Source organism: Pseudomonas sp. BP11-1-1, assembly GCF_052112105.1.
GTDB lineage: Bacteria > Pseudomonadota > Gammaproteobacteria > Pseudomonadales > Pseudomonadaceae > Aquipseudomonas > Aquipseudomonas alvandae.
Genome location: NZ_JAUTYU010000014.1, coordinates 104329 through 128263, shown reverse-complemented (window position 1 = coordinate 128263; position 23935 = coordinate 104329). Strand labels below are relative to the sequence as shown.

Below are 23935 nucleotides of genomic sequence, written 5' to 3'. Positions count from 1 at the left end.
TCTATCGGTATCGGTTGTTGTCAGTAGTTCTTTAGTTGGTGGGTTGTCATTGCCTGCACTGTCTCCGGTACCGGCGCCTGCTGGTGGGTGTGGAGCTTTGCTGCAGGCCTGGTCTTGACGTTTTGGAGGGAACTTCTCGCTGGTGCGACCTTGGTGTGGTGTGTAGGCGGGTCGATTTCGTTCCGCCGTTGGCCCGGCGGGCCCGGGTCGCCGCCTTGGGAGTGTGCCCGCCCGAGCGGCCTGGCAGCCGAGGCGCTACGTCGACGTGGGCGCCCAGGCGTCCGGGCAGATCCAGAAGATTCACGTCGAGGCCGGCGACGAGGTCACGGAGGGCCAACTGCTGGTTGAAATCGACCCGTCCACACAAAAAGCCAGGCTCGACGCCGGACGGTTTTCCATCGAAAACCTCAAGGCCCAGCTTCAGGAACAGCGCGCCCAACACGACCTGGCGCAGCAGAAATTCCGTCGCCAGCAGCAACTCAAGGCCGGCGGCGCCACCCGCGAAGAAGACGTGCAGACCGCCCGGGCCGAGGTGCGCGCGACCCAGGCCCGCATCGACATGTTCCAGGCGCAGATCCGCCAGGCCCAGGCCAACCTGCGCAGCGATGAAGCCGAGCTGGGTTACACGCGCATTTATGCGCCGATGAGCGGCACCGTGGTCGCCATCGGCGCCCGGGAAGGCCAGACGCTCAACGCCCAGCAGCAGACGCCGTTGATCCTGCGCATCGCCCGGCTGTCGCCGATGACCGTCTGGGCAGAGGTTTCGGAAGCCGACATCGGCCACGTCAAGCCGGGCATGACCGCCTATTTCACCACCCTCGCCGGCGGCGGCCGGCGCTGGAGCAGCACTGTCCGGCAAATCCTGCCGGTGCCGCCGCGTCCGCTGGAAGCCAGCCAGGGCGGCAGTCCCTCCGGTGGCCGCAGCGGCAGCGAACGGGTGGTGCTCTACACGGTGTTGCTGGACGTGGACAACGCCGACCGCGCCTTGATGACCGACATGACTGCCCAGGTGTTTTTTGTCGCCGCCCAGGCCAAGGATGTGCTGACCGTGCCCATCGCCGCCGTGCAAGACGCCGATCAAGTGCGAGTGCTCGCCGACAACGGCGATGTCCAGTCACGCACCGTTCGTACCGGCGTCAGCGATCGCCTGCGCACGCAAATTGTCGACGGCCTGAGTGAAGGCGACCGCGTGCTGATTGGTCCGGCCAGCGGCAACGGAGGCTGAATGAACACGCCCCTGATCGAGCTGCGGGACATTCGCAAGGCCTACGGCGGCGGCGACAGCCCTCGGGTAGAAGTCCTGCGGGGCATCGACTTGTCCATTCACGCCGGCGAATTCCTGGCGATTGTCGGGGCGTCCGGCTCCGGCAAATCCACCTTGATGAACATCCTCGGCTGCCTCGATCGCCCTACCAGCGGCGAGTACCGCTTTGCCGGCGAAGACGTCGCCAGGTTGGGCAGCGATGAACTGGCCTGGCTGCGCCGCGAAGCGTTCGGCTTCGTGTTCCAGGGCTATCACCTGATCCCGTCCGGCACGGCCCAGGAAAACGTCGAGATGCCGGCCATCTATGCCGGCACCTCGGCCGCCGAGCGCCACGCCCGGGCCAGCGCCCTGCTCGAACGCCTCGGCCTGGCGAGCCGCACCGGCAACCGCCCCCATCAACTCTCCGGCGGGCAGCAGCAACGGGTGTCGATTGCCCGGGCCTTGATGAACGGCGGCCACATCATCCTCGCCGACGAGCCCACCGGCGCCCTCGACAGCCAGAGTGGCATCGAGGTCATGGCCTTGCTCGACGAACTGGCAAGCCAGGGCCACGTGGTGATCCTGATCACCCACGACCGCGAAGTCGCGGCCCGGGCCAAGCGCATTATTGAAATCCGCGACGGGTCGATCATCAGCGACAGCGCCACCGCCGCACCACAGGCCAATGCCAAGGCGTTGCAAGCCGTGGACCTGCGCCAGCGCCTGAGCGCCGGCAGCGAACACAACGGCGCCTGGAAAGGCGAACTGGTAGACGCGGTGCAAGCGGCCTGGCGGGTGATGTGGATCAATCGCTTTCGCACCGCCCTGACCCTGCTCGGCATCGTCATCGGCGTGGCCTCGGTGGTGGTGATGCTGGCCGTTGGCGAAGGCAGCAAGCGCCAGGTCATGGCCCAGATGGGCGCCTTCGGCTCGAACATCATTTACCTCAACGGCACCGCCCCCAACCCGCGCGCGACCAAGGGCATCATCAGCGAACAGGACATCGCCGCCCTCGCTGCCCTGCCCGAAGTGCAACGCATCATGCCGGTCAACGGCAAGAACGCCAGCGTGCGTTTCGCCAATCTCGACCACACCAGCTACGTGGGCGGCAACGACACGAATTTCCCGATCATCTTCAATTGGCCGGTGGCCCAGGGCACCTATTTCAGCGACGCCGATGAACGCAGCGCCGCGGCGGTGGCAGTGATCGGGCACAAGGTCCGGCAAAAGCTGCTCAAGGACGTCGCCGACCCGATCGGCCGCTACATCCTGATCGAAAACGTGCCGTTCCAGGTCGTTGGCGTACTGGCGGAAAAAGGCGCCAGCTCCGGTGATTCGGACGCCGACAACCGCATCGCCGTGCCCTACTCCGCCGCCAGCGTGCGGCTGTTCGGCACGCGCCATCCCGAATACGTGGTGATCGCCGCTCGCGATGCGGGCAAGGTCAACGAGGCCGAGCAGGCCGTCTCCCGCACCTTGCTGCGGCTGCACAACGGCAAGCAGGATTTCGAGCTGACCAACAATGCCGCGATGATCCAGGCCGAGGCCCGCACCCAGGGCACGCTGTCGTTGATGCTCGGCGCCATTGCGGCGATTTCGCTGCTGGTGGGCGGCATCGGCGTGATGAACATCATGCTCATGACCGTACGCGAGCGGACCCGGGAGATCGGTATCCGCATGGCCACCGGCGCCCGCCAGCGCGACATCCTGCGCCAGTTTCTCACCGAAGCGGTGATGCTCTCGGTGGTTGGTGGATTGGCCGGTATCGGCCTGGCGCTGTTGGTGGGCGGTGCGTTGCTGCTGGGCAAGATCGCCGTGGCCTTCGAATGGCTGGCGGTGTTCGGCGCCTTCGGTTGCGCGTTGGTCACCGGCGTCGTCTTCGGTTTCATGCCCGCCCGCAAGGCCGCCCGCCTCGACCCGGTCACGGCCCTCACCAGTGAATGAACCCCATCTTATGAAAGCGCACCTGACCCTCCTGGCCGCCAGCCTGTTGCTGGTTGCGTGTGGCACGCCTTTGTCGACGCCCGACAGCGGCATTCAACCGCCCGAGGCGTGGCAGAACCTGGACAAGCCAAGCGCTGCGGTTGATAACCAGCAATGGTGGACGCAGTTCGGCAGCCCGCAACTCGATCGGTTGATCGAACAAGCACGCCAGGGCAGCTTCGACCTCGCTGCCGCCATGGCCCGGGTTCGCCAGGCCCAGGCCAGCGCAGTGATCGCCGGCGCGCCGTTGCTGCCGGAAATCAGCGCCGGGCTCAACGGCAATCGCCAGGAACTGCTGCGGGGCAAGGGCTACAGCCAGTTGGACGTGGATCGGAACAACCGCACCATCGACTACTACGACGCTCATCTCAGCGCCAGTTATGAGTTGGATTTCTGGGGCGGAAAACGGGCGGCCCGCGACAGTGCGCTGAGCACTTTGTCGGCCACGCAGTTTGATCGGGCGACTGTGGAACTGACTCTGCTCAGCGCCGTCGCCAACAGCTATAGCCAAGCCTTGTCACTGCGCGAGCAACAGCGCATTGCCGAACTGAACCTGGCCAACGCCCGGCATGTGTTCGACCTGGTGCAAACCCGCTACGACGCTGGCAGCGCCACGGCACTGGAACTGTCTCAACAAAAGAGCCTGGTGGCGGCCCAGGAACGCCGGCTGCCGCAAGTGCAGCAACAGGCCCGTGAGGCATTGATCACCCTCGCGGCACTGTTGGGCGTACCGGTGCAGTCGCTCAAGCTCGACAATGAATCCTTCGACGCATTGCGCTGGCCCGCCATCGACGCCGGGGTGCCCAGCGACCTGCTGCTGCGCCGTCCCGACATCGCCGCCGCCGAAGCCCGCCTCGCCGCCGCCCAGGCCGACATCACCGTCGCCCGCGCGGCCTTGCTGCCCTCGGCCACCCTGGGCCTGAGCCTGGCCACCGGCGCCGACATCGCCGACCAGTTGCTGCGCAACAACGTCTACAACCTCAGCGCCGGGCTCGCCGCACCGATCTTCAACAACGGTCGCCTCAAGGCCGAACGAGACACGACAACCGCACGCCAGGAGGAACTGCTGGAGCTCTATCGTGCTGCGATCATCAACGGCTTCGCCGACGTCGAAAAAGCCCTGAACGGCATCCGCGGCCTGGACCAGCAACGGCAATGGCAACGCGAAGAACTGGACCAGGCCCAGACCGCCTTCGACATCGCCCAGCGCCGCTACCAGGCCGGCGCCGAAGACCTGCTCACCGTGCTCGAAACCCAACGCACGCTGTACGCCGCCCAGGACATGAACGTGCAGTTGCGACTGGCGCGGGTGCAGGCGAGCGTGGCGTTGTATAAGGCGTTGGGTGGGGGTTGGCGAACGACGCAAATCTGAAGAGGAGCACCATCGTGGCGAGGGAGCTTGCTCCCGCTGGGCCGGTCCGACGCCTCGGGCACAGCAGCCCCAATGGCAAGCACCTCGGTGTGTCAGTTGTTTTGGGGTGACTGGTTTTGGGGGCCGCTGCGCAGCCCAGCGGGAGCAAGCTCCCTCGCCACGGGTTATTTGCCCGGTCACAAATTGTGTTCGGCTTCGGTTCTGTTTATCCGGCCATATAGGACTCCCGAGTAAGGCTACGTTGCCTTGCGTCATTGCCTACAACTACGCCAGAATCCGCCGGCTTGTGCGCTTGGCCCCGTGTCGATAACTTGTTCCCCGTCACCGCTTATCAGTGATCGGGTCTGCAAGCCCGACGAAATACCAGGCGCATAGCCCAAGCCAATCGACAGATCCGTGTCGCTCAATGGCGGCTGTGTGCGGGAGACCTTCGGGTCTGCCGGGTTCCTGGTTTCCCGGTCTTGCAGACCCGCGCATAGCTGCCACCCATCATCTGCAAGTGATGTCTGGCAGCGCCTTGTAAATAACCAGGAGCTGCACCATGTTCAAAATTACCCCCAATCCGCCGGAAGACGACGCCAAAAAACTCAACGAAGCCGCCGACCGCGCCCTCGCCTTTTACCTCGATCCAAAACCTGAAAAACCAAAGCTACCGCCGGGCCAGTTGTTCACCGTGGCCCAAGGCGCGGACATGGAGTGCCTGTTGGCCAACCTCAGCGAAACCCTCGCATCGGTCAATGTCATGGCCAACGAACTGGCCTTTGATTTGGAGGGGGCGCCACGGAGTTTTGCCCTGGGCATCCAGCAGATGATCGAGCTGAGTGAGTTATTGGCAAACCGCGCCCTGGACATCGCCGCACCGCGCTAGAACCTCTCAATGTAAAACGATATCCGTGGCGAGGGAGCTTGCTCCCGCTGGGCTGCGCAGCGACCGCAAAATCTGGGTCTGCTGCGCCCGAGACGTCGGCCCAGCGGGAGCAAGCTCCCTCGCCACGGTATATTTGTCTCTTCACAAATTGTGTTCGGCTTTGGTTCTGTTTATCCGGCCATGTAGGACTCCCGAGTAAGGCTACGTTGCCTTGCGTCATTGCCTACAACTACGCCAGAATCCGCCGGCTTGTGCGCTTGGCTCGTGGCTTTTACTGTTCTCGGGTCGCTGATTTCAGCGATCGGGTTTGGTAGCCCGCGAGTCAACTAGGCGCAAGCGCCACCTCTTGCAGATGCTGTCTGGGCATCTGTTTCATGGTGGCCGTGCGCAGGGCGTCTTCGGGCGCGCCGGGTTCCTAGTGCTCCGGTCTACCAACCCGCGTACGGCCGCCACCCAATCGTTTGGTAGCGATGGTTTCGGCTCCTGAAAATGAATACTAGGAGTTACACCATGTTCAAAATTACCCCCAATCCCCCCGACGACGACGCCAAAAAACTCAACGAAGCCGCCGACCGCGCCCTCGCCTTTTACCTCGATCCAAAACCTGGAAAACCAAAGCTACCGCCGGGCCAGTTGTTCACCGTGGCCCAAGGCGCGGACATGGAGTGCCTGCTGGCCAACCTCAGCGAAACCCTCGCTTCGGTCAATGTCATGGCCAACGAACTGGCCTTTGATCTGGAGGGGGCGCCACGGAGTTTTGCATTGGGTATCCAGCAGATGATCGAGCTGAGTGAGCTACTGGCAAACCGCGCCCTGGATATCGCCGCACCGCGCTGACATATCTGAAGCCAAGCGATACCCGTGGCGAGGGAGCTTGCTCCCGCTGGGCCGGTCCGACGTCTCGGGCGCAGCAGCCCCATAATCTTGCGGTCGCTGCGCACTGGAGCGCCAGCCCGGCCGAGCGGGAGCAAGCTCCCTCGCCACAAAAGCAGTCATTGCGCACAGCACCAGGCTCTGTCAGTTCGAGCCTGGGCTCACACCGGCCTGGCCTTGAGATTCCGCGCATACCAAGGCCTCTGCGGCACGCGGCGGAACAGTTGCGCCAGCTTGTCGTCATCGCTGCCAAACGTAATGCGCAACGCCAGTTTCATGGTTTCCGGATCCATCTCCACCGAATGCCCAACCTGCAACCCCGGCGTGGTGCTGCAGCCGTGGGTGTCCGGGCCCAGCCACGGGTCGGCGATTTCCACCCAGCGACCCGGGGCGAACCAGGGCACGCCGTTGACTTCGAGCCGGCTCACTTCGCCAGGATGAAAACGTTCGTGGGCACGGAACCAGTCTTCGAGGCGGTCGTCGATCCAGCCGTGGAAGGCCCAGAACACCGGGTTCACATGGGAGGAAAACGGATCGCCGAGAAAGTCGTTTTCCGGTTCGAACCAGCGCTGGGCGAAGTCGGCCTGATCACGGGCGAACGGCACCGGATGGCCGTTGGAAGGATCGCGCGGCACCGAGGCCCAGCGCATGTGCAGCCAGTCATGCAGGCCCAATTCCACTTCCGAACCGAACTGGCCCAACGTCAGTTTCGATAGATAGCGCGGGTCGCGATAACGGGATTCCCAGACCTGGAAATTGCTGTGATAGGTCTCGGCGGTCTTGATGTCGCTGACCCACTGGGCGTATTGCTCGTCGCCACGGGCCAGCCAGGTCGGTGGCAGTGCAGTCCCGTCGATGTTGTCGAAATACCGGGCAAAGCCCAGGCGATCACGTTCCAACTCCGGTTGCGGCAACGGGAAGCGTGGCCATGACGGCAGCGGTTGGAAAGAACGCGCCGTGCCGAGCATATGCCGGTGCATGAAAAAGAAATCCACCCCCGAGCCGTTGCGATCCTTGCGCGGCCCACGGGCGTCACGCTCGTTGTCTCGCGGCCCGGGTTGCCAGCCGATGCCGCGCAGGGCGTCGCGCTTGTCTTCGTCGAGGGTGTGCCATTTGTCTCGCGAGGCATGCCAGAGTTGGTGGAACAGCCGGTGCTCGGGCGACACCAGCCAGGCCAGCAGCTTCGGGCTCAGCGGTGTCCGTTCCCGGGCTTCGGGGAATCGCTGTTTGACGGCGACGAATTGATTGTCGAGTTCCGGCAATGCCAACGGGCGATCCAACCGCAACACCCGGCCGCTGAGGGTCGCCGTGCCGGCATTGCCGAAACCGGCCCAGACTTCGTCGAGGGTCATGATGAATTCGTAGTCCGGCGCGTCATGCCTGGCAGCGATCAAGCGCCAGCTCAATTGCTTCGGGTCGCTGCCAGCCAGGTCGCCCAGCACTCGATAACGCGGCTCATCCCCAGCGCGCAGGCGTTCGGCGGTATCGACGCAACCCACCAGGCCACGGCCCTTGTGGGCGATGTCGAGGAAGACTTCCAGGTTGTCGTTCGGCAAGCCGTCGAGGCCGGCATCGCGCCCGCTGAAACGGATCGTCCAGACGCCCCGCAGCGTGTTTGCCCGACGCTGTCCGGCGACGTCCGCCACATCGAAGGAAGCCTCGCCGGGGGTGATGGTCGGGTCCGGCCGGGTCAGTTCGCGATGCCCGTAATACACCGCAGGCACGGCGGCACCGGTCAGCGCCAGGCCTGCCATGAACCATCGTCGAGAAATCGTCATTGCCTTACCTGTGTTCGCCCTGGGGTGGGCTTTATCCAAGCTAGAACGATGGGCGTCCTGACAAATTTATAGAGACTGTGAGGGCCTCATCGCGAGCAAGCTCGCTCCCACAGGTGAGCGCATTCCAAATGTGGGAGCGAGCTTGCTCGCGATGGCGGTCTCGAGAACACCTAAATTTCCCGCCCGATCACTCGTTCCCCCCAGATAGCAAAGGCCCCCGCGCCTGTCCTTCCAAGGCGAACCAGACTGAGATCGGCAATGACAACACCACGTTCTAGAAAGGCTCTTTTCACCGGCGTGCCCCTGGCCCTGGCGCTGGTTGTCGGTGGCGGGCTCGCGGCCTGGGACCATTGGTGGCGGGACAACCCCGGCTACCCGGTCAAGGTCATGAAGGAAGCCCGGGAATTGCACGAACGGCTGCTGTCCTTCGACAGCCACATCACCGTGCCGCTAGATTTCGGCACCGCCGGCAACGAAGCGGACAAAGACGGCAAGGGCCAGTTCGACCTGGTGAAAGCCAATCGCGGCCACCTCTCCGGTGCCGCATTGACGATCTTCGGCTGGCCCGAGTTGTGGAACGGGCCCAATGCGCCACACAAGCCCACCGCCGGATTCGTCGAGGAAGCGCGCAACCAACAAGAAGTGCGCTACAAGATCATCACCGGCATGGTCCGGGACTTTCCCAACCAGGTCGCCATCGCCTACACCCCGGACGATTTCCGCCGCCTGCACGGCGAAGGCAAGTTCGCGATTTTCATCAGCATGCTCAACGCCTATCCCCTCGGCCACGACCTGAGCCTGCTGGACCTGTGGACGGCGCGAGGCATGCGCATGTTCGGCTTCAGCTACATCGGCAACAACGACTGGGCCGACTCCTCGCGACCGCTGCCGTTCTTCAACGACTCGCCCGACGCCCTCGGCGGCCTGTCGGACATCGGCAAGCAAGCGGTGACACGCCTGAACGACCTGGGCGTGATCATCGATGTGTCGCAGATGTCGACCCAGGCCCTGGAGCAAGTCGCGCAACTGAGCCGCACGCCCTTGGTGGCCTCCCATTCCGCGCCACGAGCCATGGTGGACATCCCGCGCAACCTCAGCGACAAGGAAATGCAGCTGATCAAGGCCAGTGGCGGCGTGGTGCAGATCGTGGGGTTCTCCCAATACCTGCGCCCATTGACGCAAAAGACCCAGGACAGACTCAACGCCCTGCGCGAACGCTTCGACCTGCCGCCGCTGCCTAATCTGGCGATGGCGCTGATGCCGGGCGACCCGATCATCGCCGCGTGGCCGGAACAGAAATTCGGCGAATACGCCGGCCAGCTCTACGGCATTCTCGAAGAGGAACCCAAGGCCAGCCTCAAGGATTTGGGCGATGCCATCGACTATGCGGTGCGCAAGATCGGCATCGACCACGTCGGCATCAGTTCGGACTTCAATGAAGGTGGCGGCGTGAAAGGCTGGGAGAACGTCGGCGACATCCGCAACGTCACCGCCGAGCTGCTGACCCGCGGCTACTCCGAGGCCGACATCGCCAAGCTGTGGGGTGGCAACTTCCTGCGGGTCTGGGACCAGGTGCAGAAAGCCGCGAGCCCGGCCATCGCCTCGGCGCAGAAGGCCCCTCAGCCATGAACGAGCGCCGGATCTTTCTCAAGCAAGCCGGGGTCCTTGCCGCCGGCCTGTCATTGCCCGCCAGCCTGCCCGCCACGGCCAGCGCCGACCCAATGCCACCGCTGCCCAAGGACAAATGGGCGCAGCTGCGCTCGCTGTTCAACCAGGACCCGGACTACCTGCACTTCTCCAATTTCCTGGTCACCACCCACCCGCGCCCGGTGCGCGAGGCCATCGAGCGGCACCGCGCCGCCCTGGATAAAAACCCCGGGCTGTTGATGGACTGGGACTTGGGCGTCACCGAAGCGCGCGAGGAAAACGTGCGGACCTGGGCCGGTCGCTACCTGCAAGCGAACCCGAAGCAGATCGCCCTCACTGGCAGCACCACCGAAGGCCTGGCGATGATCTATGGCGGCGTCCATGTGCGACCCGACCAGGAAATCCTCACCACCGCCCACGAACATTACGCCACCCACACCATCCTCGACCTGCGCAAGCAACGGGACGGAACACGGGTGCGCAAGATCAAGCTGTTCGAGAACGCCCACGGCGCCAGCGAGGCGGAAATCCTCTCGGCCATCGACCGCAACATCCGCCCCGAGACCCGCGTGCTCGGCATGACCTGGGTGCATTCGGGCAGCGGAGTGAAGTTGCCCATCGGCAAGATCGGCGCCCTGGTGGACAAGCACAACCAGGGCCGCAGCGATGAACAACGCATCGTCTATGTGGTGGATGGCGTGCACGGTTTCGGCGTGGAGGATTTGAGTTTCCCGGAGATGAATTGCGATTTCTTCATCGCCGGCACCCACAAATGGATGTTCGGCCCACGGGGCACCGGCGTGGTGTGCAGCCGCAGCGAAGAGGTCAAGTACGTCACACCGATCATTCCGACCTTCTCCGAAGCCACGACGTTTTCCACCACCATGACCCCGGGCGGTTACCACGCCTTCGAGCATCGCTGGGCGGCGGACGAAGCGTTCAAGCTGCACCTGCAACTGGGCAAGGCCGAAGTCCAGGCGCGTATTCATGCGCTCAACAGTTACCTGAAAAAACACCTGCTCGCGCTGCCGCAGATCGAGCTGGTGACGCCGCTGAGCCCCGAGCTGTCGGCCGGCTTCACTTTCTTCCGGGTCAAGGATCGCAAGAGCGATGAGATCGCCGCCTACCTGATGCACAACCGCGTGGTCGCCGATGCCGTGCACCGCGATGCCGGGCCGGTGGTCCGCACCGCGCTGGGGCTGCTCAACACTGAAGCCGAGATCGATCGCTTCACGGCGCTGTTGGGCAAAACACTCTGATGACTGATCGAGAGCAATTGATGAACCGATTTTTATTGAAGACGCTTCCGGCATTGGCCCTCACCGCACTGTTGCCCTCCAGCGCCCAGGCCTCGCAGCCGGGCCAGGTGTTCCGCGACTGCAAGGACTGCCCGGAAATGGTCGTGCTGCCCACCGGCACCTTCCAGATGGGCACCCCGGAAAACGAGGTCGGCCGCGAGCCCGACGAGGGTCCGATGCACCCGGTGACGTTTGCCAAGCCGTTGGCGATCAGTCGCTTCCAAGTGCTCAAGGGTGAATGGTTCGCCTACCTGCGCGATACCGGCTACGTGATGCCCGATGGCGACAAGCGCCCCGGACGCGCGTGCCAGGCCGGGGTTCCGGACTATCAGGGCAGCGACCCGCGCAAGCAGTACACCGACCGGCACCCGGCGGTGTGCATGAATTTCGAAGAGGCCAACGCCTACGTGGCGTGGCTGTCGAAAAAGACCGGCAAGCCGTACCGATTGGTCAGCGAATCCCTGCGTGAGTACGCCGCGCGTGGCGGCAGTAGCGGCCCGTTCCCCTTCCCGTTCGACGAGGGCAAGGACTACAGCATCGCCCGACATGCCAACACCTACGGCGCCGCCGATGGCTACAACTTCACCGCCCCGGCCGGCAGCTTCGCACCCAACGCCTTTGGTGTGTATGACATGCACGGCAACATCTATGAATGGACGGCCGATTGTTTCAACGAAAACTACACCTATGCGCCAAGCGACGGCAGCGCCGCGCTGACGGGCAACTGCAAGGTGCGACGCATCCGTGGCAACGATTGGGGCGAAGCGCCGGTGTTTTCCCGTTCGGGCAATCGCAATGCGGTGTTTTCCGATGCCCGTGGTGACTGGCTGGGGTTTCGGGTTGCTCGGGATATGTAGTTCAACCTGCCGGACACGCTTTTGTGGCGAGGGAGCTTGCTCCCGCTGGGCCGCGCAGCGGCCCCAAGATTTTGCGGTCGCTGCGCAACCGAGCGGGAGCAAGCTCCCTCGCCACAATAATGTGTGTCAGGAGGCCCTGGTTAAATCCCCTTCCCCTCCAATCGTTCCATAGGTGGGCGCGCCCCAACCGGCGTGCCGCTGTCCTCCAGCCCATGCGGTGAAAGCCCGCGATGGCCTTCGACCTTTTCATCTAGCAGGGAAACCTCCATGAGCCAACCAAAACGCGGGGTGATCACCGAGCTGTTCATCCTGCTCAAACCCTTCCGGCTGATTGTCGCAGGCTCCATCCTCCTGGGCATGCTCGGCGGGCTGAGCATCACCGCCCTGCTGGCAACCATCAACGACGCGCTGAACGCCGATGCCGGGCCGACGCCCCAGGTGCTGGCTACCTTTGCCGGCCTGTGCATGGCGGCGCTGCTGACCTCGATCCTGTCGGACATCGGCACCAACCACGTCGGCCAGAACATCATCGCCAGCCTGCGCAAATCCCTCGGCCAGAAAGTCTTGCTGGCGCCCATCGAGCAGATAGAGCGTTTCCGCAGCCATCGGCTCATCCCGATCCTGACCCACGACGTCAACACGGTCAGCAGCTTCGCGTTTTCCTTCGCGCCACTGGCGATTGCCTTTACCGTCACCCTCGGTTGCCTGGGCTACCTGGCCTACCTGTCGTTGCCGATGTTTGCGCTGCTGCTGGTGGCGCTGGTGATCGGCACGGTTATCCAGTACGTGGCGCGCGCCCGGGGCATTCGTGGTTTCGAAGCAGCCCGCGAAGCCGAAGACGCCCTGCAGCAGCACTACAACGCAATCGCTGCGGGCGCCAAGGAACTGCGCATCCACCGCCCGCGCCGCCAGCGCATGTTCAGCCAGCGCATCGAAGCCACCGCCGAGCAGATCTGCGACACCAACATCCGTGCGGTCAACACTTTCGTGGTCGCCAAGACCTTCGGCTCGATGCTGTTCTTCGTGGTCATCGGCCTGGTCCTGGCCCTGCAATCGCTGTGGCTGGGCACCGACAAAGCGGTACTCAGCGGTTTCGTGCTGGTGTTGTTGTACATGAAGGGGCCGCTGGAATACCTGGTCATGACGTTGCCGGTGATCAGCCGCGCCAACATCGCCTTCAAGCGCATTGCCGAACTGGCCGAGCAGTTTTCCTCGCCGGAGCCGCACCTGCTGCTCAACGACAAGAGCGTGCCCAAGCCGACGATCCAGCAGCTTGAATTGCGTGACGTGCATTATGCCTTCCCGGCGGTCGCCGGCAGCCAGGCCTTTGCCCTCGGACCGGTCAACCTGTCCATCGCCCAAGGCGACATCGTGTTCATCGTTGGCGAGAACGGCGGCGGCAAGACCACGCTGATCAAATTGCTGCTGGGCCTCTATGCGCCCCAGGGAGGCGAAATCCTCCTGGACGGCAAGCCGGTATCGGCGGCGGGACGTGACGATTATCGCCAGCTGTTCACCACGATCTTTGCCGACTACTACCTGTTCGATGAACTGGTGCAGGGCGACCAGCAGGTACCCGGGGACGCCAACCGCTACCTCGATCGCCTGGAGATCGGCCATAAGGTCTGCATTCGCGACGGTGCGTTCAGCACCACCGATCTCTCCACCGGCCAGCGCAAACGCTTGGCGCTGCTTAACGCCTGGCTGGAAGAACGCCCGGTGCTGGTCTTCGACGAATGGGCCGCCGACCAGGACCCGGTGTTCCGGCGGGTGTTCTACACCGAGCTGCTGCCGGAGCTGAAGGCCCTGGGCAAAACCATCATCGTGATTTCCCACGACGACCGTTACTTCGACATCGCCGATCAACTGGTGCGGATGCAGGCCGGCCGGGTGGTCAGTGAAAAGGCCCCGGCAGCCTTCGCCTGAACCTGCCCGACGCCAATGCCGTTTACCGCGAGAACACCATGAACGAACTGCTAGATGATGATCTGCTGGCGCTGCTGCTCGATGAGGTCGCCGACGACAGGCACGCCCTGGCCAGCCGCGGCAGGCTGGACCGCGCGCCCCTGTCTTTCGCCCAGCAACGCCTGTGGCTGGAACAACAGCGAGATGCGACCCGCTCGGCCTACAACCTGCCCCGGGCCTTGCGCCTGACCGGCGAACTGAATGCCGATGCCTTGGAAGACGCGCTGAATCGGGTGATCGACCGACACGACATCCTGCGCACCGCGTTCATCGAAATCGACGGTGCCGCCACCCAGGTGGTCGAGCGCAGCGCCTGCCTGACCCTGCATCGCGAAGACCTCACCGAGCTCGATCAGCCGGCGCTCTCGCAGCACATCGAGCAACACGCCCGGCAACCGTTCGATCTCACCCAGGCGCCACTGATGCGGGCGACCTTGCTCCGATTGAGCCATACCGAACATGTGCTGCTGCTGAACATGCATCACATCGTTTCCGATGCCTGGTCCAACACGATCCTGATGCACGACATGACCCAGGCGTATGGCCGGGCACTGCTGGGTGATCGGTCTGCGTTGCCACCGTTGCCGATGCAATACGCCGACTACGCGACCCACCAACGCGGCGACTATCTGCACAGCGCTGCCTGCCGACGCAGTGGCGAATACTGGAGCCAGTACCTGGGCCGTGACTTGCCCGCGCTGGAATTGCCCCAGGATTTCCCGCGCAGCGCGACCCAGCAACACCGGGCCGGTCGCGTACACGTATCGCTGGGTCCGTCGTTGGCGCAATCGCTGGAGGTTTTTTGCCAACGCCAGGGGCTGACGCCCTTCGTGGTGGCGCTGGGCGCCTGGCAATTGCTGCTGTCCCGCTACAGCCGCCAGGACGATTTCACCGTCGGCGTCCCCAACGCCAACCGCAACAGCCATGAAAGCCAGGATCTGGTGGGTTTTTTCGTCAGCAGCCAGGTGTATCGGGCGCGGATCGACTCGACCCGCAGCGCGTTGGATTTCTTACGGGCACTTCGCGGGCAATCCCTCGCTGCGCTGGAGCATGCCGATTACCCGCTGGAATTGATCCTCGATCAATTGGGCGCCAACCCGCTGTTCCAGGTCTTGTTCAACTGGCGCACCGGGTCACAGGCGGCGTCGCTGCCAAGCCCGGATCTGTTGACGTTGGAATTCCTCGACACCGGTGAAGGCCAGGCCAAATTCGATGTGTCGCTGGACGTCGACTATTCACAGCAGCAGATAGTCGCGACGTTCGAGTACAGCCGTGACCTGTACTGCACGACCACCGTCGAGCGCATGGCCGAGCATTGGCAGAACCTGTTGCGAGGCCTGATCGAGGCGCCCGACTGCCCTGTGGGCGAACTGCAATTGTTGAGCGCCGATGAACGCCGGCTGGTCCTGAACGACTGGAACCGCCAACCCACCCGACTGCACAGCGAAAACTGCCTGCACCGGATAATCGAAACCCATGCCGCCCACACAGGTGAGGCGATCGCCCTGACGTTCGACGGGCAGCACATGAGCTATGCCGACCTCAACCGCCACGCCAACCGACTGGCCCATCGGCTGATCGAGCAAGGCGTTGGCCCCGACGTGCTGGTGGGCATCGCCGTCGAGCGCACGCCGCAGATGATCATCGGCCTGCTGGCGATTCTCAAGGCCGGTGGTGCCTACGTACCGCTGGACCCGACCTATCCGGCCGACCGCCTGGCCTACATGATCCAGGACAGCGGCGTCCGGCAGATCCTGACCCAGGCCCACCTGCTTGAGTCATTGGCGTTGCCGGCTGGCATCGACTGCCTGCTGCTGGATTCGAACGAGGCCGATAGCGCCTGGCCTGAGCACAATCCCAACGTGTCCATGGATCCGGACAACTTGGCTTACGTGATCTACACCTCTGGTTCAACCGGCAAACCCAAGGGCGCCCTGCTCGCGCACCACAACGTCAGCCGGCTGTTCCGAGCCACCGAACAGTGGTTCGGTTTCGACCGGCAGGACGTGTGGTGCCTGTTTCACTCCTACGCCTTCGACTTTTCCGTGTGGGAGATCTTCGGCGCGCTGCTGCACGGTGCTCGGTTGGTCATCGTGCCCCACGCCGTGAGCCGTTCGCCCGACGATTTCTACGCCCTGCTGTGCCAGGAGAAGGTCACGGTGCTCAACCAGACGCCGTCGGCGTTCAAGTCATTGCTACGTGTTGCCTGCGAGCCTCGGCAGCCCCTCGTCCATCAATTGCGCCAGATCATTTTTGGCGGCGAAGCGATCGATGTGCAAAGCCTGCGCCCTTGGTTCGAACGTTTCGGGGACCAGGCGCCGCAGTTGGTCAACATGTATGGCATCACCGAAACCACCGTTCATGTCACCTGGCGGCCACTGTCGATGGCGGACTTGCACGGCGAGGCCGCCAGCCCCATCGGCGAGCCCATCGTCGACCTGTCCTGGTATCTGCTCGATGCGCACCTGAACCCGGTGCCCAAGGGTTGCGTCGGTGAGCTGTATATCGGCCGAGCCGGCCTGGCCCGTGGTTATTACCAGCGCGCCGATCTCACCGCCAGCCGTTTCATTCCCGACCCGTTCGACCCGCTGCCGGGTGGACGCCTGTACCGCACCGGGGACCTGGCGCGCTACCTCAGCGACGGCAGCATCGAGTATATCGGGCGCCTGGATCATCAGGTCAAGATTCGCGGCTTCCGCATTGAACTGGGCGAGATCCAGGCGCGCCTGCAAATGCTGCCGGGCGTGGGTGATGGTGTGGTGCTGACCCACGACGGGCCAGGTGGCCTGCAATTGATCGCCTACGTCATCCCGACGCAACCCGCCGTTGCCGAACTGCGCGAAAACCTGCTGGCCGCGCTCAAGGCGCAATTGCCGGACTACATGGTGCCCAGCCATCTGCTGTTCATCGATCACCTGCCGCTCAATGCCAACGGCAAGCTCGACCGCAAGGCCTTGCCCGAACCCGATGCCGCGCTCCGGCATACGAATTACGTGCCCCCCCGCACGCCGTTGGAGGAGGCCTTGGCGCAACTCTGGCAGCAGTCCCTCAAGGTCGAACGCGTGGGTATCAGCGACAGCTTCTTTGAACTGGGCGGGCATTCGATCCTGGCGATCGAGCTGATCGCCAGGCTCAAGGCAAACCTGAATATCACCGTGCGTCTGCAAGAACTGCTGGCCAACCCGAGCATCGCCGAGCTGGCGCTGTTCATCTCGCAGAAACACCGTGAGCAGACGCAGTGCCTCGTCGCCCTGAACAACGCCCCCGCGAGCGCACCGCAGCTGTTTTGCCTGCACCCCAGCGGTGGCATCGTGTTTTGCTATCAACCGCTGGCGCGCAAACTGCAAAACCGGGCACGCACTGTCGGCGTCATGCACCGCGGCTTCAGCGAACCCCATGCAGGCCCCGAGGCCTGGCGCGAGATGATCGCCGACTACAGCAAGGAAATCGTCGCCGCCCAACCGCAAGGTCCCTATTACTTGATGGGCTGGTCCTTGGGCGGGACGATCGCGCTCGACATCGCGGCGGTGCTGGAAAGCCAGGGGCACACCGTTGGTTTTCTGGGGTTGGTGGACAGCACCATTCCGGAACACTTGTATCCCTCAGGCTTGCCGCGTCATCGGCATTTGGCGGGTGACGGAAAAGACGATGCCGCCTCCCAGGATCTGCTTGAAGCGATTGAATACTTCGACCTGCTGTTCCCTTCGCTGACGGAGCGCACGGCGGCTTATCGACAGGAGCGACCGGACAGTCCGGTCAAGGCCTTCCATGAGTGGGCGGCCGGCCAGATCGAGCCTGGGCGAGGCGACCTGTTGTCGATCGTGCAGAGCGTCAAGGAAGAGGTCATGAACGCCCAGGCGTTCTCGGTGCATGATCGGTTGCTGGAGGCGTTTGAGGGGTTCAGCTTCAAGCCGATTCGGGTACGGCCCAGTTGCTGGTGGACACGGGCGGAGAAAACCGCCGAGGAATTGGCATTCTGCGAAGCCCTGCTGATGGAACACAGCCTGAGGGGTGAGCTGCAATGCTCGGTGCATTCGCCGTTGCGCCATAGAAGCATGATCTTTGATGAGGCGTTGCTCGACTCGCTGGTCGAGGCTTTTCTGGCCAATACGGTAGAAGGGAAATAGCCCCTCTGGTCCTATAGAACCTGTGGGAGCGACCCTGCTCGCGAAGAAGCTAGCACACTCAATATCTTCATTGACTGTGACACTGCCTTTCGCGAGCAGGCTCCCTCAGGAGATCCGGATGTCTACAGGCTTCGCGCCTTACAACTGCGCCGCGAGCCGCGAACCCTGGTCGATGGCACGCTTGGCGTCCAGTTCCGCCGCCACATCGGCACCGCCGATGAGATGGACAGTCTGCCCAGCCGCTTCCAGGCCTTCCTGCAATTCGCGCAGCGGATCCTGCCCGGCGCAGATGACGATGTTGTCCACCGGTAGCACTTGCGGCTCGCCCGTCTCGCCAATGCGAATGTGCAGGCCCTCATCGTCGATCTTCAGGTATTCGACGCTGTTGAGCATCTGCACCTGCTTGTTCTTCAAGCCGGTGCGATGAATCCAGCCGGTGGTCTTGCCCAGGCCATCGCCGACCTTGGACTTCTTGCGCTGCAACAGGAACACTTGGCGCGCCGGAGCATGGGGCTCTGCCTTGATCCCGGCGACACCGCCACGCGCCTGGAGGTGGGTGTCGATCCCCCATTCCTTCCAGAACGCCTCGCGGTCCTGACTGGTCGCAACGCCTTGATGGACCAGGAATTCCGACACGTCAAAGCCAATCCCGCCGGCACCAATCACCGCGACACTGCGGCCAACCGGCTTGCGTTCGAGGATCACGTCCAGGTAGCTCAGCACCTTGGGATGTTCCACACCCGGGATCGCCGGTACACGCGGCGCGATGCCGGTGGCCAGGATGATTTCGTCGTAACCGCCCGCCACCAACTGCGCCACATCGACGCGGGAATCGAGGCACAGCTCGACGTGGGTGGTCTGCAACTTGCGCTTGAAGTAGCGCAGGGTTTCAAAGAACTCTTCCTTGCCCGGCACACGCTTGGCGACATTGAACTGACCGCCTATTTCGCTGGCGGCATCGAACAATGTCACCTGATGCCCCCGCTCGGCCGCCACGGTAGCCGCGGACAACCCGGCAGGACCGGCGCCGACCACGGCGATTTTCTTCACCTGGGTGACCGGCAGGTAATTGAGCTCAGTCTCATGGCACGCCCGCGGATTCACCAGGCAACTGGTGAGCTTGCCGCCAAACGTATGGTCCAGGCAGGCCTGGTTGCAGCCGATGCAGGTATTGATCTCGTCCGCCCGGCCTTCGGCGGCCTTGTTGACGAATTCCGGGTCCGCGAGGAAGGGCCGCGCCATGGACACCATGTCGGCATCGCCTTCCGCCAGGATCCGCTCAGCCACGTCAGGCGTGTTGATACGGTTGGTGGTAATCAGCGGAATGCCCACCGAGCCACGCAGCTTGGCGGTGACTTTACTGAACGCTGCCCGCGGCACCTTGGTGGCGATGGTGGGAATCCGCGCCTCGTGCCAACCGATACCGGTGTTGATGATCGTCGCACCGGCCTGTTCGATGGCCTGGGCCAATTGAACGATCTCATCCCAAGTGCTGCCGCCTTCCACGAGGTCGAGCATCGACAGGCGGAAGATGATGATGAAATTGGGGCCGACCGCCTCGCGTACGCGGCGCACGATTTCCACCGGCAGGCGCATGCGGTTTTCATAGCTGCCGCCCCAGCGGTCGGTCCGGTGGTTGGTGTGGGCCGCCAGGAACTGGTTAATGAAATAGCCTTCCGAGCCCATGATCTCGACACCGTCGTACTCGGCCTTCTGGGCCAGCACCGAACAGGTGACGAAATCGCTGATCTGTTTCTCGATCCCCTCTTCGTCCAGTTCCTTGGGCTTGAACGGGTTGATCGGCGCCTGGATCGCGCTCGGTGCCACCTGCTTGGGGCTATAGGCATAGCGGCCGGCGTGAAGAATCTGCATGCAGATCTTGCCACCGGCTTCATGCACCGCCCGGGTGACGATCTGGTGCTTGAGGGCTTCTTCCTCGGTGGTCAGCTTGGCCGCGCCGGAATAAACGCCACCTTCATCGTTAGGCCCGATCCCGCCGGTCACCATCAGGCCCACGCCGCCCCGGGCGCGCTCGGCGAAATATGCCGCCATGCGCTCGAAGCCACCCGGCTTCTCCTCGAGACCGGTGTGCATCGACCCCATCAGGGTTCGGTTGCGCAACGTGGTAAAGCCGAGGTCCAGCGGGGCCAGCAAATGCGGGTAATGAGGGGCGGTCATCGGTAACTCCACTTCGGGCGATCACGGGAAATGCGGAAGCTCTTCGGCCTCCATCGTCTTGCTCGACAGCGTAAGAGCCGGGGTGCAGGCGCTCAATGACCGTAACTGACAAGTTAATGATCCAAATGCGCAGCGACGTCCGGCGACGGTCGTGACTTGCGGCAAAGAGCGCGAGTCCTATGGAAGCTGGCAGGTGCTCTACCCAACAATAACGCCAACCACACGGTCGCCTCGCATGCATCCCCAACGAAAAGAGCTGCACAACGAATTGCACGCCCGCCCGTCACTGTATTTCGACGAACCGGCCCACGTCTTTCACTTGGCCTTGCTGGGTGACAACGTCCGATGCGAAAAGCTGCTCGGGCAGTTGTGCCCCGACACGGTGGCGAGCGAGGCCGCACAGGGCATCACCCGGCTGGACGGGCATCCTCTGAAGTGGGAGCGCCACACCGAATTCTTCACCCTGACCCTGGTCGTTGCGGCGGGCAGCCATGCGCTGCAGTGGGCCGCCTTGCCCGAGTGCCTGGCGCGGGGCATCGAAGAACACCGCGAGCACATCATCAACGCCGTTCAGGTGCTGGTGCGCGGCGAAGCAGGACTCGATCTGGCCAGCTACGGCTTCAAGGACCCGTGCGGCTCCAGCGTCGGCGGCGGCGATGCCGTGGTCTGGAGCGACTTTCGACTGACCGAGGACGGTACCAATCGCTTGCTGTTCATCAATCGAAAACTCAACGCCTACCGCCAGGGACGGATGATCCGGCGGCTGTTGGAAATCGAAACCTATCGCATGATGGCGTCGTTGTCGCTGAGCACCGCCAAGGCACTGGACCCGCAACTGAATGAGTTCGATCGCACCCTCGTGGCGCTTTCCGAGCGCAATGCAAACGCCAGCGGGGTGCATGCCAAGGCCTTGCTGGAAGATATCACCCAACTGTCCCGCCAGGTCGTCAGCAGTACGGTCAAGAATCGCCACCGATTCAGCGCTACCCGAGCCTATGCGCAACTGGTCTTCGAACGCCTGGGCGAGTTGCGGGAAAGCCACCTGGGTGACTGTCAGCGATTGGGCGTGTTCATCGAGCGGCGCTTCAAACCGACGGTGCGGTATTGCGCCGCCACCGAACAGCGTCTTGAACAGCTGGCCATGAGCGTTGCCAACCTGGGCGACCTGCTGCAAGCCCGTGTACAGGTCGAGATGGAGGACCAGAACGCGGAAATCCTGCGCAGCCTCAACGCCCGCGCTGACGCACAAATCAAGATTCAACGTGCCGTGGAAGGTTTATCCATCATCGCCATCACCTACTACCTGATCAACTTGTTCAAACTGGTCTATAGCGGGCTGCATACGCTGGGGGCGAATCTGTCTGCCCGTGACGCGCTACTGGGCATGGCGCCGCCGGTATTGTTGATCATGCTGCTGATCATGCTTCGCATCAGGAAGGCCAAGAGTCACTAGGGCGATGTCCGGTGGACACCCTTTCGCTAATCCATTGTTTTCCGTACCCTGCCAAGTGACTCTTGATGAAAAATCACGATCCTGTACGCGGCGACCGACTGTTCTCATGCGCAAATTTCTGTACCTGCTGTTCTCCCTGGCGTTGTTGGCCGTCCTGATCACCTACGCCTCGTGGACAGCAGACCGCCCGATGGGCCACTACCTGTCGGATCTGCGGATCAACCTGGCGGTCGACCAAGGCACCCCCGCCGATCGAGGCAACCTGCTGGGTATCCAGCCTGAATTATTCCCCACCGACTACCAGAGCCCCGAACGCCTGCATCGAAAGCTCGCGGCCTACCTGCAAACCGCTCGCGACCAAGGCTTTCTCAACGACAAGACCATCGTGGTCCTGCCCGAGCACATCGGCACCTGGTTGATGGTCAGCGGTGAAAAAGACGAGGTGTACCAGGCACCGACCCTCAAACAAGCCATGCATTGGCTGGCGCTCAGCAACCCGTTGGCGTTCCTTCGCGCGTTGGCCGCCGCCCAGGGCGACAACCGCCTGGACGATGCGTACCTGCGCATGAAGGCAGGCGCCATGGCCCGCGACTATCAAATCCTGTTCGGCGGGCTCGCCAGGGAATTCAACGTAACGCTGGTGGCCGGTTCCATCGTCCTGCCCGAGCCCAGCGTCAATGAAGGCGAACTGACCGTCGGGCGCGGCGCCCTGTACAACAGCAGCCTGGTGTTCGGCCGCGACGGCCGCCCCATCGGCCAGCCCCAGCGTCAACGCTATCCGGCCTTTGACCAGCAGGACGTGCTGCAGGCCGAACAGCCAGACGCCACGCATGTCATAGAAACCCCCGCTGGACGCCTGGGCGTGCTGATCGGTACCGACAGTTGGTACCCGCTGCACTATCGGCAACTCAACGAACAAGGCGCGCAATTGATCGCCGTACCGGCCTTCGTCATCGGTCGCGATGCCTGGAACAAACCCTGGAACGGCTATAAAGGCCTGACCACCCCGAGCGAAGTGAGCCTCAAGCCCGGTGAAGTGAACGAAGGCCAGGCCTGGCGACGCCTGACATTGACCAGCCGATTGCCGGTCAGCCAGGCGCGTGGCGGCGTCAGCGTGTTCTTGCGCGGGCAATTCTGGGACAGCGGCAGCGCCGGCCAGAGTTTCATCAGCCACGACGGCCAGCAATTCGCCGACGGCGAAGCCCGTGGCGCACGCCTGCTCAACCTGTGGCTGTGAACATGAAGCCGCAACCGATGCGCCTGGGCGACCTGTCCGTAGGTTTCGTCCACAGCCTCGCTGATGCAGTGGCCAGCCATGGGCAGGATCCTCTGCCACTGCTTGAACAGTATGGCCTCGATGCGGCGCGCCTGGCCGAACCCGGGGCTCGCCTGTCGATTCCGCGCTACATGCGCCTGGGTCATGCCGCGATCCAACTGACCCGGGATCCGGCCCTGGGCCTGCGCATGGGCCAGCTCAGCCGCTTGAGCCAGGCAGGGCTGGCCGGCGTCACCGCGGCGCAAGCGCCTACCGTGCGCGAAGCCGCACGCTGCATGATCCGCTTCGAACCCCTGTACGGTTCCAACTACCGTGGGCAATCGAGTTTCCACGAGGACGCCAGAGGTGCGTGGCTGCGGTTCTATTCCATCAGTCCGTATAACGCCTATAACCGCTTTGTCGTGGATTCGATCATCGCCGGCTGGCTCCAACAGCTGTCCAGCATAAGCGACGTCCCGCTGCGGGCTGAACGTATCGAAATCGAATTCCAGGAGCCGCAGTACCTGGAGGCCTATCGTGTTTTAGGCGAGTGCCCGATCCAGTTCGGCGCCGAACAGAACCAGCTGCGCCTGGGCCTGGACAGTCTTGCCCAGCGCAACCGCCAGCATTGCCCAAGCACCTGGCACCATCTGGTCCAATTATGTGAGCGGGAATTGGAGCAACTGACACGAACCCGCAGCTTGCGTGAGCGCATCATCCAATTGCTGGGACCTTTGCTCAATGGCGGACGGGAGCCGGATCTCGAAGAAGTGGCCATGCGCCTGAAGTTGCCGACCTGGACGTTGCGTCGCAAGCTGGCTGAAGAAGGTACGCAATACAGGGCCATTCTCAACGACACCCGCCGAGACCTGGCCATGACGTACATTCGCGACACGGAACTGGCCTTCGGCGAAATCGCCTACCTGCTCGGGTTTGCCTCAGCCGAGGCGTTCCAGCGTGCTTTCAAGCGCTGGAACAACCAGACGCCGGGAGAGTTTCGTCGCAGTCGCAAGGGCGCTTGAGCGTCGCTCTTTGACG

General features: G+C 63.2%; 15 protein-coding genes. 13 read left to right on the top strand and 2 right to left on the bottom strand.

Annotated elements, in window-relative coordinates; translation table 11 throughout:
* Positions 1 to 223 precede the first annotated feature (223 nt).
* From Q7C33_RS22520 to Q7C33_RS22500, 5 genes are all read left to right on the top strand, one after another.
* Entirely contained in the window at positions 224 to 1225 is a 1002-nt protein-coding gene (locus Q7C33_RS22520; RefSeq protein ID WP_407684182.1) for an efflux RND transporter periplasmic adaptor subunit, read from the top strand.
* Positions 1226 to 3187: a MacB family efflux pump subunit gene (locus tag Q7C33_RS22515; RefSeq protein WP_217861590.1), complete on the top strand. Its 1962-nt coding sequence runs from the start codon at positions 1226 to 1228 to the stop codon at positions 3185 to 3187.
* Between the two features lie 10 nt (positions 3188 to 3197).
* The gene (locus Q7C33_RS22510; protein WP_407684181.1) at positions 3198 to 4598 is read left to right on the top strand and encodes an efflux transporter outer membrane subunit; all 1401 of its coding nucleotides are present in this window, start codon (positions 3198 to 3200) and stop codon (positions 4596 to 4598) included.
* A 541-nt stretch (positions 4599 to 5139) separates the two neighbouring features.
* On the top strand, positions 5140 to 5466 hold the full coding sequence (locus Q7C33_RS22505) for a DUF6124 family protein (RefSeq protein WP_323154171.1): 327 nt from the start codon (positions 5140 to 5142) through the stop codon (positions 5464 to 5466).
* 510 nt (positions 5467 to 5976) lie between these two features.
* Positions 5977 to 6303 (top strand): DUF6124 family protein, encoded by a 327-nt coding sequence (locus Q7C33_RS22500; RefSeq protein WP_198797784.1) that lies wholly within the window; start codon positions 5977 to 5979, stop codon positions 6301 to 6303.
* A gap of 197 nt (positions 6304 to 6500) precedes the next feature.
* On the opposite strand, the gene pvdP is transcribed toward Q7C33_RS22500, so the two are convergent.
* Positions 6501 to 8117, bottom strand: a complete 1617-nt coding sequence (pvdP, locus tag Q7C33_RS22495; RefSeq protein ID WP_198797785.1) for a pyoverdine maturation tyrosinase PvdP — start codon at positions 8115 to 8117, stop codon at positions 6501 to 6503.
* 258 nt (positions 8118 to 8375) lie between these two features.
* Here pvdP and pvdM point away from each other — a divergent pair, with 258 nt between their 5' ends.
* The 5 genes from pvdM to Q7C33_RS22470 all read left to right on the top strand — a co-directional run bounded on the left by pvdM (position 8376) and on the right by Q7C33_RS22470 (position 18011).
* Positions 8376 to 9746: a pyoverdine-tailoring dipeptidase-like protein PvdM gene (pvdM, locus tag Q7C33_RS22490; protein WP_407684180.1), complete on the top strand. Its 1371-nt coding sequence runs from the start codon at positions 8376 to 8378 to the stop codon at positions 9744 to 9746.
* Positions 9743 to 11023 (top strand): pyoverdine-tailoring periplasmic protein PvdN, encoded by a 1281-nt coding sequence (pvdN, locus tag Q7C33_RS22485; RefSeq protein WP_258650320.1) that lies wholly within the window; start codon positions 9743 to 9745, stop codon positions 11021 to 11023. Before pvdM ends, pvdN begins: the two co-directional genes overlap by 4 nt.
* 20 nt (positions 11024 to 11043) lie before the next feature.
* Positions 11044 to 11919 carry a dihydropyoverdine dehydrogenase gene (pvdO, locus tag Q7C33_RS22480; protein ID WP_407684179.1) on the top strand — a complete coding sequence of 292 codons (876 nt, stop codon included), beginning with the start codon at positions 11044 to 11046 and terminating at the stop codon, positions 11917 to 11919.
* Between the two features lie 267 nt (positions 11920 to 12186).
* Positions 12187 to 13845 (top strand): cyclic peptide export ABC transporter, encoded by a 1659-nt coding sequence (locus tag Q7C33_RS22475; RefSeq protein WP_407684178.1) that lies wholly within the window; start codon positions 12187 to 12189, stop codon positions 13843 to 13845.
* A gap of 38 nt (positions 13846 to 13883) precedes the next feature.
* On the top strand, positions 13884 to 18011 hold the full coding sequence (locus Q7C33_RS22470; protein ID WP_407684177.1) for an amino acid adenylation domain-containing protein: 4128 nt from the start codon (positions 13884 to 13886) through the stop codon (positions 18009 to 18011).
* A 138-nt stretch (positions 18012 to 18149) separates the two neighbouring features.
* Here the strand turns inward: Q7C33_RS22470 and Q7C33_RS22465 are convergent, their stop codons facing one another.
* A complete protein-coding gene (locus tag Q7C33_RS22465) occupies positions 18150 to 20189 on the bottom strand; it encodes an oxidoreductase (protein ID WP_198797790.1) in 2040 nt (679 codons plus the stop codon).
* 235 nt (positions 20190 to 20424) lie between these two features.
* Between Q7C33_RS22465 and Q7C33_RS22460 the strand changes: the two genes are divergently transcribed.
* The 3 genes from Q7C33_RS22460 (at position 20425) to Q7C33_RS22450 (ending at position 23919) form a co-directional block, all read left to right on the top strand.
* Positions 20425 to 21642: a DUF3422 domain-containing protein gene (locus Q7C33_RS22460; RefSeq protein WP_030140028.1), complete on the top strand. Its 1218-nt coding sequence runs from the start codon at positions 20425 to 20427 to the stop codon at positions 21640 to 21642.
* A 106-nt stretch (positions 21643 to 21748) separates the two neighbouring features.
* Positions 21749 to 22879 (top strand): carbon-nitrogen hydrolase family protein, encoded by a 1131-nt coding sequence (locus Q7C33_RS22455; RefSeq protein WP_198797791.1) that lies wholly within the window; start codon positions 21749 to 21751, stop codon positions 22877 to 22879.
* Positions 22880 to 22881: 2 nt separating this feature from the next.
* Positions 22882 to 23919: an AraC family transcriptional regulator gene (locus tag Q7C33_RS22450; RefSeq protein WP_198797792.1), complete on the top strand. Its 1038-nt coding sequence runs from the start codon at positions 22882 to 22884 to the stop codon at positions 23917 to 23919.
* Positions 23920 to 23935: the final 16 nt, after the last annotated feature.